This window comes from Glycocaulis sp., from assembly GCF_052168375.1.
In the GTDB taxonomy this organism is placed as follows: Bacteria; Pseudomonadota; Alphaproteobacteria; order Caulobacterales; family Maricaulaceae; genus Glycocaulis.
In genome coordinates this window covers 1-12,890 of record NZ_JBQLZR010000096.1, presented here as the reverse complement: position 1 = coordinate 12,890, position 12,890 = coordinate 1, and the positions used below count along the sequence as shown (strand labels likewise).

Sequence of the window (12,890 nt, the reverse complement as noted above, 5' to 3'; positions counted from 1 at the left end):
GATAGGTATCGCGCTCGGCCCAGAGCTGGCGCCATTTGGTTTCAATCGCGGTGAAATCATACGTCTCGGACACGGCGGGCAATCCCTATCGGAAAAAGGCGAAGCGGCGGATGAACCGCCGCTTCTACTAGGCCGGAACGCGTCTGGCAAAGCCCTGCGCGGCAGCTTGCGCCTCAGGCTGCGCGGGATGCTTCGAACCGGGCGATTTCGTCCTCGCGCGCAAGGATGAATCCGAGGGCATCATGACCGGCCATCAGGCAGGTCCGGGCAAATGGCTCCAGCGCGAAGCCGGCCCGTATATTGCCGCTGGTCACGCTCATGTCGGCGAGGCTGACAATCACTTCCTCGCCTTCGCGTTCGAGCAGTGCGGCGTGGGATTCAGCGTCGATTTCCGCGACCACCAGCCCGTTATTGGCAGCATTGGCCTTGAAGATGTCGCCTGCCCGTGTGGTGATCACAGCCCGGACGCCGAAATCGCGCAAGGCCCAGGGGGCATGCTCACGCGAGGAGCCGCAGCCGAAATTGTCTCCCGCCAGAAGCACGCCATGACTGTGCGTGTCGACGCTGTTGAGCGGGTGCGTGGTAGGATTTCCGGCATCGTCGAAGCGCCAGTCGCGAAAGCAGGCCTCGGCCAGCGCGCCGCGTTCGGTCGTGGTCAGGAACCGGGCCGGAATGATCTGGTCGGTGTCGATATTACGCTCGGCCAGGGCGAAGCTGCGCGAGCGGATTTCGGTTACGGGTTCAGGCTGCACCACACATCTCCATCATCCGGCGTGGATCGGTTATCGCCCCGGCCACGGCTGCCGCCGCGGCGGTTGCGGGGCTGGCAAGAACGGTGCGGACACCGGGGCCTTGCCGGCCGGCAAAATTGCGGTTGGAAGTGGAGACGACGAGCTCTCCGGGCTTTCCGCTATCGCCATTCATGGCAATGCACATCGAGCATCCCGGCTCGCGCCATTCCGCGCCAGCGGTCCGGAAGATGGCGTCGAGGCCTTCGGCCTCGGCAGCTTTGCGGACACGCTCCGACCCCGGAACAACCAGCATGCGTACGCCCGGCTTCACATGGCGCCCTGCCATGACGAAGGCCGCTTCACGCAAGTCCGACAGGCGCGCATTCGTGCACGAGCCGATGAAGACGGTGTGCACCACCTCGCCCAGAAGCGTCTCGCCGGGGGCAAACCCCATCCAGGCAAGTGCCTTGGCATCATCTGCGGTTTTCGGACGTGGCACGTTGGCATCGACCGGGGCGGCCATATGCGGAGATGCGCCCCAGGTAACCATGGGCGAGAGGCGGCTGGCATCGAGGCGCACCTCCCGGTCAAAGCGCGCACCCTTGTCGGTGCGCAATTGCTTCCATCGCAGGCGGGCCGCCTCGAAGGCAGCCCCCTTGGGCGCATGTTCACGCCCGGAGAGCCAGGCGAAGGTCACTTCGTCGGGCGCTATCAGCCCTGCGCGCGCGCCAGCCTCGATCGACATGTTACAGACCGTCATGCGGCCCTCCATGGAGAGGGCCTCGATAGCCGGACCACAATACTCGATAACATGACCGGCTGCGCCGCCAGCGCCGAGCTTTGCAATGATGGCAAGGATCATGTCCTTGGCACCGACGCCGTAAGGCAGGCGGCCATCAACATGGACCTTGAGGGTTTTCGGCTTGCGCTGGAGCACGGTCTGGGTAGCCAGCACATGGGCCACTTCAGTAGTGCCGATACCAAAGGCGAGCGCCCCGAAGGCGCCATGCGTCGAGGTATGGCTGTCGCCGCACACGATCGTCATGCCGGGCTGGGTCAGGCCCAGCTCCGGGCCCATCACGTGCACGATGCCGCGGTCAGAGCTTCCCCAACCCGCCAGCGGGATGCCATGACGGGCACAGTTCTCTTCCAGACGCTCCACCTGGGCGCGGGCGGCAGGGCTGAAATAGACCGGACGCTGCCCCCTGGCGCGCGGCGTCGTCGGTGTGGAGTGGTCGAGCGTGGCGAAGGTGCGCTGCGGCGCACGCACCTTCAACCCTCGCTCGTCAAGCATCGCAAAGGCCTGCGGGCTCGTCACCTCGTGAACGAGGTGAAGGTCGATATAGAGAATGGCCGGAGCTTCCGGTGTCTCCGGCACCACGACATGGCGGTCCCACAGCTTGTCGAACAGCGTGCGCGGTTCAGACGGCGATGCGCTTTCCATTTTCGGTTTCCTTGTCAGTGTCTCTTGCCGGCACTGGCTCCAGCCAGTTCCAGCGGTCGGGTGTGCGGCCCTCGAAGAGGCCGAAGAAGCGGTCTTGCAGGCATTTCGTGATTTCGCCGGGGCCGCCGGCTTTGGTCGGCTTGCGGTCGACCGAGCGGACCGGGGTCAGCTCCACCGCGGTGCCGGTGAAGAAAATCTCGTCGGCGAGGTAGAGAATTTCGCGCGGCAGAGCCTGCTCCACGACCTCGATGCCTTCGGCTTTCGCCAGCTTGATGATGCTGTCGCGGGTGATGCCCTGAAGGATGGAAGAGGCAGCAGGCGGGGTCAGGATGCGGCCGTCTTTCACCGCAAAGATGTTTTCGCCCGCGCCTTCGGAAAGCCGGCCTTCCGTGTCGAGGCCAATGCCTTCGGCAAAGCCGTTCAGCTTGGCTTCGCGCGAGATCAGGAAGCTGGAGAGATAATTGCCGCCCGCCTTGGCGCCGGTCGGAGCCGTATTGGGTGCCAGCCGGTTCCAGGACGATACGCAGACATCAACGCCCTTGGTGCGGCCTTCATCGCCCAGATACGCCCCCCAGGGGAAGGCGGCCATGTATATCTCGACCGGCGGCAAGGTGAGCGGCGCTACACCGATCGAGCCATAGCCAAGGAAGGCTACCGGCCGGATATAGGCCGAGCGCAGATTGTTGGCGGCGACCGTCTCAAGGCAGGCCTGCGTCAGCGCGGCAGCGTCATAGTCCAGCGTGATGCCGTAGATCTTCGCCGAATCGACCAGGCGCTGCATGTGGTCATGCACACGGAAGCCTTTCGGTCCGTCGGGCGTGTCATAGACGCGGATACCCTCAAACAGCGAGGTTCCGTAATGCAGGGCATGGGTCAGCACATGGACCTTGGCATCATGCCAGCGGATAAGTCGGCCGTTGTGCCAGATGTGTTCGACTTCCTGGATACTCATGGTGATACCTTCATTCTGCTGCGACACCGCTGGCCGCTGGATGGGTGGAACCGGTGCGCGCACGGTGGCGCGCCACGGCGCTGGCATTGCACAGCGCGTCGATATACGCGCTGACACAGGCCGGCAGGATGTCGCGATTTCGCGCCCGCCCGGTAAAGCTTTCGCCGCTGCTCGATACTGTCATTTCGATCAGCACGTCCGCCAGCTGGGCCTTGCTGCCTGCTTCCTCAGCTTCGGCTGCGATGTACTGCATGTCGATAGTCTCGACATTGGCCTCGATCCCGATGATGTGGCTGACCGCCAGAAAGGCCGCATCCATGGCTCCGGGCGCCGCCGCAATATCGGTGACACGGCCCCGGCGCGGATGGTTCAGCTCGACACGCGCAACCGGATCTGCATTGGAGGCGAGCGGCGCGCGAATCTCCACGCGCGACAGGGTCCACAGCTCCTCATCGGTCTGGCCGTCCGCACGCGACAGGAGCGCGGCAAGGCGCGCGGTATCAACCGTGCCTACCTCATCGGCGACCTGCTTGAAGTCGGCAAACGCACGCGAGAGCGCGTCGCCCTCCAGCGTGAAGCCCAGCTCTGCCGCGCGCGCGGCCAGAGCGTGCTTGCCCGAATGCTTGCCGAGCACCAGAGAGCTTGCCGGCAGTCCGACATCTTCGGGCTTCATGATCTCGTAGGTTTCACGGTTCATCAGCATGCCGTGCTGGTGAATGCCGGCCTCGTGCGCGAAGGCATTGGCGCCTACCACCGCCTTGTTGCGCGGCGGATGCGTGGAGGTGATGCGCGACAGGGTGCGGCTGGCTTCCATGATGGCGGGTGTATGGATGGCGGTCGTCACGCCCGTGGCATCGCGCCGTGTACGGATCGCCATGACGATGTCTTCCAGCGCCGCATTGCCTGCGCGCTCGCCAATGCCATTGACGGTGCACTCCACCTGGCGGGCACCGCCGCGAATGGCCGCCAGCGAATTGGCAACCGCAAGGCCCAGATCGTTGTGGCAATGGGCTGAAAAGATCACGTCCTCGTTGCGGGTGACCTTCTTGCCCAGCATGCGGAAAAGCTCGAACACCTCTTCGGGCGTCGCATAGCCGACCGTGTCCGGCACGTTCAGCGTCGTCGCGCCAGCTGCAGCCGCGGTCGACAGGGCCTCGACGAGAAAACCCGGCTCGGTGCGGATCGCGTCCTCGGCTGAGAACTCGACATCCTCGCAATGGGAGCGGGCATGGGCGACCATGTCCGCAATCGCGGTCAGTATCTCCGCCGGGCTCATCTTCAGCTTGAATTCGCGATGGATCGGGCTGGTGCCGAGGAAAACATGGATGCGCTTGCGCGCAGCCGGTTTCAGGGCTGCTGCCGCCGCATCGATATCACCCGCCGACGCACGCGCGAGCGAGCAGATGCGCGGCCCCTCGATCTCGCTGGCGATGCGCTCGATGGCCCGTGCATCGCCGGGCGAGGCCGCAGCAAAGCCAGCCTCGATCACGTCCACTTTCAGCGCCGCGAGCGCGCGCGCCATTTTCAGCTTTCCGGCCTCGTTCATGGAAAAGCCGGGTGCCTGCTCGCCATCGCGCAAGGTGGTGTCGAATATGGTTATGGGTGCCTGGCTCATGACGCGGCCTCCAGGCGTGTGGGCGAGGCCAGCGCATGGACGCTGGTAACGCCATAGACACGTGCGATCTGGGCTTTCAGCGTTTCAATCCGGCGCAGGCCGGGGCGCGGGCGCACCGTCATGCTCAGCCGGTGGGTGCCGGTCGAAGGAGCGTAATTTACCCCGTCCAGCTCATAACCGCGGCGTTCCACAAGACCGATAAGACGCACCACAGCCCCTTCGGCAGGCAGAAAATCGATGTCGATACGAGTGGTCATGGCTCAGGCCTCCATCATGTCGGAATTGGACTTGCCCGGCGGCACGAGCGGCCAGACATTCTCGCGAGGATCGATGCGCACATGGCACAGCACCGGTCCGCGGGTAGAGAGAAGACGGTCGATGGCGCCGGGAACATCCTCACGCCGGTCGAGGGTGAAGGCCTCGATGCCGAAGGCGCGGGCGAGCTCGGCAAAGTCGGGATTGTCCCAGAGATCGACCTCGGAGAAATTCTCCTCGTAGAACAGCTCCTGCCACTGGCGCACCATGCCCAGCTGCGCGTTGTCGATCAGGACGATCTTCAGCGGGATGCGGTAGCGGCGCAGGGTCGCCAGCTCCTGAATGTTCATCATGATGGAACCATCGCCGCTGATCGTGACGACAGTGGCATCCGGCTCGGCCAGTGCCGCGCCGATACCAGCAGGCAAGCCATAGCCCATCGTACCGAGACCCGCGCTGGTCAGATGGGCCTGCGGCCGGGAGAAGCGGCAATGCTGGGCCACCCACATCTGGTGCTGGCCGACATCGCAGGTCGCGATGAAATTGTCCCCTGCAGCTTTCGAGATTTCCTTCAGCAGGGCAGGCGCATAGATGCCCGAGCCCGGCGCATCGTAGCGGAAGGCCCAGCGCTCGGCGTTCTCCGCGCAGGTGCGACGCCAGCCATCAATCGCGCCGGTCTGACCTGACAGAGCGGAGAGAATGGCGCTGATATCGCCAGCCAGCGCAACATCGGCGGCCCGCAGCTTGGAGATTTCCGCCGCATCGCCGTCGATATGGATGACGCGGGCATTGGCCGCGAAGCTGTCCAGCTTGCCCGTGGCCCGGTCATCGAACCGCGCGCCGACGCAGATCAGCACATCGCAATCATTGACCGCCATATTGGCTGCACGCGTGCCATGCATGCCGAGCATGCCAAGATAGCCCGGCCAGTCGGTCGGCAGCGCGCCCAGACCCTTCAGGGTAGCCACTGCCGGAATGCGGCTGCGCTGGAAGAAGGCCCGCAAGGCCTCTTCCGCCCGGCCAATGGCAATGCCGCCACCAAAATAGAGGACGGGGCGACGGGCCGTAGCGATCAGGCTGTCCGCCGCAGCGAGTGCCTTCGCATCGAGGGGAAATACGGCCCGCGCCGCCGTCCGGCAGGCTAACGAACGGGGGGAAATGCCGTTGGCCTGCGTTACGTCCTTGGGAAGATCGATCAGAACCGGGCCTGGCCGCCCCGAACTGGCAAAGCGGAAGGCTTCGGCAAACACGTCGGGAATATCAGCGGCATCGCGCACCAGCCAGGAATGCTTCACCACCGGCAGGGTGATGCCGAACGTGTCTATCTCCTGAAAGGCGTCCGTTCCCATCAAGGGGGAGGCCACCTGACCGGTGATCGCCACCATCGGCACACAGTCCATGAAGGCGTTGGCCAGACCGGTCACCAGATTGGTCGCGCCCGGGCCTGAAGTAGCCAGGCACACGCCCGGCCTGCCGGTGACGCGGGCCCAGGCATCGGCAGCAAGCGCGGCTGCCTGTTCATGGCGCACCAGGATATGTTTCAGGCTGGAGGCCGTCAGCGCATCGTAGACCGGCATGATCGCGCCGCCCGGATAGCCGAAGACATGGCTTACGCCCTCACGCTCCAGCGCGTCGATGACGAGCCGGGCACCGGTCACCGGGACCGGCTGCATGTCGAGCGTGGAAGAGCTGGCGGGGTTCATGACGGCGTCTCTCGCTTGGCCTCAGGCCTGACCGGCATTGGCGCCGGGTTGCAGCCAGCTCATCCGCTCACGCAGGCGCTGGCCGGTATGTTCGATCGGCTGGTCGAGGTCCTCGCGCAGCAGCGCGCCATAGCGCGGCTTGCCGGCCTGGTTTTCCAGCACCCAGTCACGCGCAAAGCTGCCGGTCTGGATGTCGCGCAGAACTTCGCGCATGCGCTCGCGGGTCTCGGCATTGATGACGCGCGGGCCGGAGACCAGATCGCCATACTTGGCCGTTTCCGAGATGAAGGAATGCATCTTGGCCAGGCCGCCCTCATACATGAGGTCGACGATCAGCTTCAGCTCGTGCAGGCATTCAAAGTAAGCGATTTCAGGCTGGTAGCCGGCCTCGACAAGAGTCTCATAGCCCGCAATGACCAGCTCGCTGGCCCCGCCGCACAGGACGGCCTGCTCACCGAAGAGATCGGTTTCGGTTTCCTCTGCAAACGTTGTCTCGATTGCGCCGCCTGCCGTGCCGCCATTGCCCGCGCAATAGGCCAGAGCCTTGTCGCGCGCCTTGCCGGATGCATCCTGCCAGACGGCAAACAGGCTCGGCACGCCAGCCCCGCGCTCGAACTCGCGGCGGACGAGATCGCCGGGTCCCTTGGGCGCAACCAGAATGACATCAATGTCCTTTGCCGGCTGGATCTGGCCGTAATGGATGGAGAAGCCGTGCGCGACCATCAGCGCGTCGCCAGATTTCATGTTCGGGGCGATGTCGCGCGTATAGACCTCCGCATGGGACATGTCCGGCGTGAGAAGCGCGATGAAGTTCGCCTTGGCCGCAGCATCAGCCGGGCTCATCACGGTGAAGCCGTCGCCCTTGGCGGCGGCTTCGGCACGGCCACCGGCACGGGCGCCGACAATCACCTCGTGGCCGCTATCTCGCAGATTGCGCGCATGGGCGCGGCCCTGGCTGCCATAGCCGATAATCGCGACCGGTCCCGGCTTCAGGGCGGCGGGATTGGCGTCGTTGTCTGTGTAGATCCGGGCGTTCATGGTTCGAGGTCTCCTTGGGTGCGCATGGCGCAAAAGAAAACCCCCGCTTCCGGTCGGGAGCGGGGGTCTTGCGTTTCAGGTCTTGTGTGGACCGTCAGGCAGGGACAACCGCTCCCGGTATGGGAATGGTAAGTACGACTACAAGTACGAGCGTAATGAGACCGGTCACGGCAATCATCCGTGTCCGGGTCTCGCGCTCTGCGCGGGCAGCCATGGCAATGGCGCGGCGGCTCATACCTGTTCCCCTATGCCCGCAATCATGCGGGCCTGACGGTGCGAAACGGTCATGTCTCGCATCTGCGAAAACGGTGAGGCATGCGCAGCAAAAGCGCAAGCCCAAATTTGTCCGGATAATGTTTTTCTATTTATAATGATATTTTTCAATGGCTTGAATTGCCCCTTGGCTGCTTCATAGACGCCTTTGAAGCATTTTTTCAAAATTTCTGTTTGACGCGCCAGCGTGTTTGCACCCAGACTTGCCTCCAATGAGCACTTGCAGCAATGCGAGCGCGCCATGAGCAGGACAGAGCCGATGCAGCCGGGCAACGCCCAGAATTTGCGCCTTGAGACCGCAGCGATGCTGCGCCTCCCGGCCGTGTGCGCATCGCTCACGCTCACCATTACCACGACCATCACCACCACCACCGGTAGCCCCGGGGGCGGAACGGATATGGTCTGACGAGGCGACACCCTCACCACACCAAACCGACCCGCTCCCCACCCGGCGAGCGGGTTTTTTCTTGCCCGAAATCCAGCCAGCCCAGACACGAAACAGGAAACCGCCATGAAAGCCGATGCCCTTCAATCCGTCCGAGCGCCGCTCTGCGTGCTCAAGTTCGGAAGCTCCGTCCTCAAATGCGAAGCCGATTACGATGCTGCCGCCCAGGAGGTGTTCCGCCATGTCCGGCGAGGCGAGAAGGTGATCGCGGTCGTCTCTGCGCTGGCCGGCGAGACCGACAGCCTGCTGGCACAGGGCGAACAGGTGGGCGGTGCAGGCGCAACCCCGCACGCGGCGATGCTGGCCCGGCTTGCGCGGGTGGGTGAACTTCGCTCGGCCGCCCTGATGGGTCTGGCGCTGGCGCGTATCGGCGTGCGTTCTGCGGTTCTTGACCCGCACGAGATCGGTCTTCGCGCCGAAGGCGACCCGCTTGATGCCAATCTTTCCGGGCTGGACAGCGAGGCCGTGGCGGCGGCCCTCACCCAGCACGAGGCGCTGGCCGTACCGGGCTTCACGGCCGAACACGCAAGCTATGGTGCGGTGACGCTGGGCCGGGGCGGCACGGACCTGACGGCGGTGTTCTTCGCCGCGCAGTGCGGCGCAGCGCGGGTGCGGCTGATCAAGGATGTGGACGGCGTCTATGCCGAAGATCCGGCGGAAAATCCGGACGCGGAGCGCTACGCCGAGCTGGATTATGACGCAGCGGCGAAGGCCAGCTCCGGCCTGATCCAGCCCAAGGCCATAGCCGCGGCAAAGGCTGCCGGCGTCGTCATCGAGATCGCTGCGATGGGCGCTGCCGAGGCGACACGCATCTGCTCAGCGCCGGCCCGCAAGGCGCCGGTCAGCCCGGCCCGCCCCTTGCGCGTGGCCTTGCTCGGTTGCGGCGCGGTGGGCGCCGGAGTGCTGGCCCATTTGCGCTCGCGCCCGGACCTGTTCGAGATGAACCCGGTTCTGGTACGCAAGCCCGAGGCACGCGGGCAGATGCACGGCGTGTCCTTCACCGACCGTATCGAGCGCGCCCTCTCGCACCAGCCTGATCTGGTTGTGGAACTGCTTGGCGGCGCTGACTATCCGGCCGAGATCATGCAAGGCGCGCTGGCCGGCGGCGCGCATGTGGTAACGGCCAACAAGGCCGCCCTTGCCCGCCATTATGACGCCCTGCACGGCGCCGCGCGTCAGAGCGGGGCACGCCTTGCCTATTCGGCGGCCGTGGGCGGCGGAACGCCCATCCTGGAAACGCTGGAGCGCCTATCTCGCACCGGTGGTCCGGTCCGCATCGAGGGCGTGATGAACGGGACAGCGAATTTCCTGCTCGATCGCCTGGCCGCCGGCGATGCGTTTGACGACGCCGTGAAAGAGGCCCAGCGTCTGGGCTTTGCCGAGGCAGACCCGGCAGCCGATGTCGACGGCCATGACGCTGCCGACAAGCTGTCACTGCTGATCCGCGAGGCCTTTGCCCGCGCCGTGGACCCGGCGGACATACCCAAGGACTCCCTGGCGGCGGTCAGCCCGGACGAGGTGAAGAGCGCGCGCGCCGCCGGTCAGGTCTACAAGCAGATCGGCGTGTGCGAACTGAAGCCCGATGGCTCGCTCAAGGCCGAGGTGCGCGTGCGGCCCGTGCCATCGCATCACCCGCTTGCCGGTGCGAGGAACGAGGAAAACCGCTTCATCCTCACGGGGCGGGACAACAGCGTGCAGGCGCTGTTCGGCAAGGGTGCCGGGCGCTGGCCAACCGCTGCTGCGGTGTTTGCAGACATCATGGACATTCAGCGCGGACTGTCAGAGCCTGCAGGCGTGAAACACGCCGCATCGGCGCGGTCCGGCGCACCTGCGCTCCTGAGGGCCTGACCGGTGGGCGGAAGGGAAAGGATGCGCGCGATGAAAACCGTCGCCAAAGCGAGTGCGCCTGCCAGTATCGGCAATGTGGGTCCGGGGTTCGACATTCTCGGACAGGCCTTTGAAGCCTTGCAGGATGTCGTGACGGCCCGCCGGGAGGAAAAGCCCGGTGTCCGGCTGGGATCTGTGACGGGACGATTGAAGTCCCTGCCGCCCCAGCCGGAACGCAATACCGCGCTGGCCGCCGCAAGCGCCCTTCTGGAGGCTGCGGGAGCGAAATTCGGTGTCACCCTGGACATTGAAAAGGGCGTGCCCTTGAGCGCCGGAATGGGCGGTTCCGCCGCCAGCGCGGTCGCAGCAGCGGTTGCCGTAAACGGCCTGCTTGAAAAGCCCTTCGCGCATGAGGACCTGCTCATGTACGCGCTTGAAGGCGAACGCGTGTCCTCCGATCCACCCCCGTGGGACAATGTGATGGCGAGCCTTCTGGGCGGCCTAGTGATCGCTGCGCGGCTTGAGCCAGGTCAGGTACGGCGCATCCCGGCGCCAAGCGGCATCGTCTCCATCATCGCCCATCCCGATGCGGAGATTGAAACCCGTGCCGCGCGCGGCATTTTGCGGCCGACCATTCCCATGGAGACCGTCGTCGACCATTCACGCCGTCTGGCCGCCTTTGTGGCAGGCTGCGCCGCCAACGACCATGAACTCATCAAGGCCGGTCTTGACGATGTTCTTGTCGAGCCGCAGCGCCGCTATCTTCTGCCGGCCCTGCCGGCGGTGAAGGCCGCCGCGCTGCAGGCTGGCGCTCTGGGTTGCTCCTTTTCCGGGTCGGGCCCGTCCATCTTTGCGTGGTGCGCGGAAGGTGACCGCGAGCAGGTGGAGGCGGCCATGCGCGATGCCTTTGCCGCCGAAGGGCAGACCGCACAGACCTATCATGCCCCCATCCGTTCGCGCGGCGCGCGGCTGGAGCCTGTCGCGGAGGCGGTGGGGTGAAATACGTTTCGACACGCGGCGGGCAGAGTGTCGCCTTGAGCGATGCCATCAGGCGTGGAGGCGCGCCGGGCGGCGGGCTTTACATCCCTCACAGCCTGCCGCGTTTCGAAGCGGGCGCTTTTGAACCTGGCCAGCCTCTCGCGGGTTTCGCGGAAACACTGCTGGCCCCGTTCTTCGAGAACGACCCGCTGGCCGAACATCTGCCTGCCTTGTGCGCGACAGCCTTCGACTTCGAGGTGCCGCTCGTCATTCCCGATCCGGCGCGGCCCGGGCTGCGGGCGCTCGAACTCTTTCACGGACCGACCGGCGCGTTCAAGGATTTCGGTACCCGCTTCCTGATGGGTGCGCTCGATGCGCTGGGTGACGCCGATGATCCGTTTACGGTGCTCGTGGCGACGTCCGGTGATACCGGCGGCGCGGCGGCTCAGGCGGCGGAAGGCCGCAAGGGTGTGCGCCTCGCCGTGCTTTTCCCGCGCGGACGGGTATCACCGTTTCAAGAGCATCAGCTGACCTGCTGGAACGACCCGGTGCGGGCCTTCCGGACAGATGGTGATTTCGACGCCTGCCAGGCGCTGGTAAAGCAGGCCTTCAATGACGAGGCACTGTCGCGGCGTCACCGTCTGACCTCCGCCAATTCAATCAATATTGTCCGCCTGCTGCCGCAAATGGTCTATCTGGCCGAGGCCGCCCTGAAGGTCTGGCGCAGCAGCGGCGTCATGCCCGGCCTTATCATTCCCAGCGGCAATCTGGGGCACGGGCTCGCGGCACTTTATGCGCGCGCGATGGGCCTGCCGATCGGACCCATCGTCATTGCCACCAATGCCAATGACACCTTGCACGACTGGAGCCAAAGCGGTGTCTATCGTCCGCGTCCGTCGGTCCAGACGCTCGCCAATGCCATGGATATCGGCGCACCGAGCAATTTCGAGCGCCTGAAACATCTCGAACCCGATCTCGCCGCGATCAGTGTCGAGAGGGTCGATGATGCTGCCTTGAGCGCGCGCATTCGTGATGATCATGCCCGCACCGGCTATGTCTGGTGCCCCCATTCGGCGATTGCCGCAGAGGCCTGGCACCGGCTGCCGGAGGGCGCGCGCGAACAACGCGTCTGGATCGCAGCGGCTACGGCTCACCCCTTCAAGTTTGCCGACGTGGTCGAACCCCTGACCGGGTCAGCCATCGCGCCCGGCAAGGCCCTCAGCTCGGTACTGGCGCGTCAGACGCGCGTCACCGACATAACCGCCAGCCTGCCTGCCCTGAGCCGGGCGCTGGACCGGGCGTTTGCCACTGATTTCGCCCCTGCAGGACTGACAGCATGACAAAAAAGCCTTCTCCGTCGCGGACCCTTGTAGAGGGGCCGAACCGTGCACCTGCGCGCGCGATGCTGCGCGCCGCCGGTTATGACGATGCCGCGATGGCAAAGCCCATGATTGCAATCGTGAATACGTGGACCAGCGTGACACCGTGCAACATGCATCTCAACACGCTCGCTGACCATGCGCGCGAAGGCATTCTCGCCGCTGGCGGCACGCCGGTTGATTTCAACACTATCGTGGTGACAGACGGCATCGCCATGGGCACCGAGGGCATGCGCGCCAGCCTGATGAG

13 protein-coding genes are annotated in these 12,890 nt (G+C 65.0%); 4 read left to right on the top strand and 9 right to left on the bottom strand.

The genetic code is table 11. From position 1 onward, the window contains the following. Positions 1–173: 173 nt before the first annotated feature. The 9 genes from leuD to ACTS2Z_RS03765 form a co-directional block, all read right to left on the bottom strand. The gene (gene leuD, locus ACTS2Z_RS03805) at positions 174–752 is read right to left on the bottom strand and encodes a 3-isopropylmalate dehydratase small subunit (RefSeq protein WP_442571901.1); all 579 of its coding nucleotides are present in this window, start codon (positions 750–752) and stop codon (positions 174–176) included. Next, positions 742–2,175 carry a 3-isopropylmalate dehydratase large subunit gene (gene leuC, locus ACTS2Z_RS03800; protein WP_442571900.1) on the bottom strand — a complete coding sequence of 478 codons (1,434 nt, stop codon included), beginning with the start codon at positions 2,173–2,175 and terminating at the stop codon, positions 742–744. The genes leuD and leuC overlap by 11 nt, the downstream gene beginning before the upstream one ends. Further along, positions 2,153–3,127 carry a branched-chain amino acid transaminase gene (locus ACTS2Z_RS03795; RefSeq protein WP_442571899.1) on the bottom strand — a complete coding sequence of 325 codons (975 nt, stop codon included), beginning with the start codon at positions 3,125–3,127 and terminating at the stop codon, positions 2,153–2,155. The genes leuC and ACTS2Z_RS03795 overlap by 23 nt, the downstream gene beginning before the upstream one ends. A gap of 10 nt (positions 3,128–3,137) precedes the next feature. After that, a complete protein-coding gene (locus tag ACTS2Z_RS03790) occupies positions 3,138–4,742 on the bottom strand; it encodes a 2-isopropylmalate synthase (RefSeq protein ID WP_442571898.1) in 1,605 nt (534 codons plus the stop codon). Continuing rightward, a complete protein-coding gene (locus ACTS2Z_RS03785; RefSeq protein ID WP_442571897.1) occupies positions 4,739–4,999 on the bottom strand; it encodes an ACT domain-containing protein in 261 nt (86 codons plus the stop codon). Before ACTS2Z_RS03785 ends, ACTS2Z_RS03790 begins: the two co-directional genes overlap by 4 nt. A 3-nt stretch (positions 5,000–5,002) precedes the next feature. Continuing rightward, positions 5,003–6,700 carry an acetolactate synthase 2 catalytic subunit gene (gene ilvG / locus ACTS2Z_RS03780; RefSeq protein ID WP_442571896.1) on the bottom strand — a complete coding sequence of 566 codons (1,698 nt, stop codon included), beginning with the start codon at positions 6,698–6,700 and terminating at the stop codon, positions 5,003–5,005. A 21-nt stretch (positions 6,701–6,721) separates the two neighbouring features. Next, positions 6,722–7,738, bottom strand: coding sequence for a ketol-acid reductoisomerase (gene ilvC / locus ACTS2Z_RS03775; protein ID WP_442571895.1), 1,017 nt, complete (start codon positions 7,736–7,738; stop codon positions 6,722–6,724). Between the two features lie 94 nt (positions 7,739–7,832). Then, complete coding sequence (locus ACTS2Z_RS03770; RefSeq protein ID WP_442571894.1) at positions 7,833–7,973, bottom strand: hypothetical protein; 141 nt, start codon at positions 7,971–7,973, stop codon at positions 7,833–7,835. Beyond that, a complete protein-coding gene (locus ACTS2Z_RS03765) occupies positions 7,970–8,383 on the bottom strand; it encodes a hypothetical protein (protein WP_442571893.1) in 414 nt (137 codons plus the stop codon). The genes ACTS2Z_RS03770 and ACTS2Z_RS03765 overlap by 4 nt, the downstream gene beginning before the upstream one ends. A gap of 139 nt (positions 8,384–8,522) precedes the next feature. Here ACTS2Z_RS03765 and ACTS2Z_RS03760 point away from each other — a divergent pair, with 139 nt between their 5' ends. From ACTS2Z_RS03760 to ACTS2Z_RS03745, 4 genes are all read left to right on the top strand, one after another. Beyond that, positions 8,523–10,304, top strand: a complete 1,782-nt coding sequence (locus tag ACTS2Z_RS03760; protein ID WP_442571892.1) for a homoserine dehydrogenase — start codon at positions 8,523–8,525, stop codon at positions 10,302–10,304. A 30-nt stretch (positions 10,305–10,334) separates the two neighbouring features. After that, the gene (locus tag ACTS2Z_RS03755) at positions 10,335–11,282 is read left to right on the top strand and encodes a homoserine kinase (protein ID WP_442571891.1); all 948 of its coding nucleotides are present in this window, start codon (positions 10,335–10,337) and stop codon (positions 11,280–11,282) included. Beyond that, positions 11,279–12,601 (top strand): threonine synthase, encoded by a 1,323-nt coding sequence (gene thrC, locus ACTS2Z_RS03750; RefSeq protein ID WP_442571890.1) that lies wholly within the window; start codon positions 11,279–11,281, stop codon positions 12,599–12,601. The genes ACTS2Z_RS03755 and thrC overlap by 4 nt, the downstream gene beginning before the upstream one ends. Beyond that, the coding region (locus tag ACTS2Z_RS03745; protein ID WP_442571889.1) for a dihydroxy-acid dehydratase domain-containing protein at positions 12,598–12,890 on the top strand (293 nt) is incomplete at its 3' end. The genes thrC and ACTS2Z_RS03745, both read left to right, overlap by 4 nt.

What these genes read in the sequence shown, in the direction of transcription:
- leuC (WP_442571900.1), bottom strand. Translation starts at nt 2,175, where the DNA reads ATGGAAAGCGCATCGCCGTCTGAACCGCGCACGCTGTTCGACAAGCTG.
- ACTS2Z_RS03795 (WP_442571899.1), bottom strand. Translation starts at nt 3,127, where the DNA reads ATGAGTATCCAGGAAGTCGAACACATCTGGCACAACGGCCGACTTATC.
- ACTS2Z_RS03790 (WP_442571898.1), bottom strand. Translation starts at nt 4,742, where the DNA reads ATGAGCCAGGCACCCATAACCATATTCGACACCACCTTGCGCGATGGC.
- ACTS2Z_RS03785 (WP_442571897.1), bottom strand. Translation starts at nt 4,999, where the DNA reads ATGACCACTCGTATCGACATCGATTTTCTGCCTGCCGAAGGGGCTGTG.
- ilvG (WP_442571896.1), bottom strand. Translation starts at nt 6,700, where the DNA reads ATGAACCCCGCCAGCTCTTCCACGCTCGACATGCAGCCGGTCCCGGTG.
- ilvC (WP_442571895.1), bottom strand. Translation starts at nt 7,738, where the DNA reads ATGAACGCCCGGATCTACACAGACAACGACGCCAATCCCGCCGCCCTG.
- ACTS2Z_RS03770 (WP_442571894.1), bottom strand. Translation starts at nt 7,973, where the DNA reads ATGAGCCGCCGCGCCATTGCCATGGCTGCCCGCGCAGAGCGCGAGACC.
- ACTS2Z_RS03760 (WP_442571892.1), top strand. Translation starts at nt 8,523, where the DNA reads ATGAAAGCCGATGCCCTTCAATCCGTCCGAGCGCCGCTCTGCGTGCTC.
- ACTS2Z_RS03755 (WP_442571891.1), top strand. Translation starts at nt 10,335, where the DNA reads ATGAAAACCGTCGCCAAAGCGAGTGCGCCTGCCAGTATCGGCAATGTG.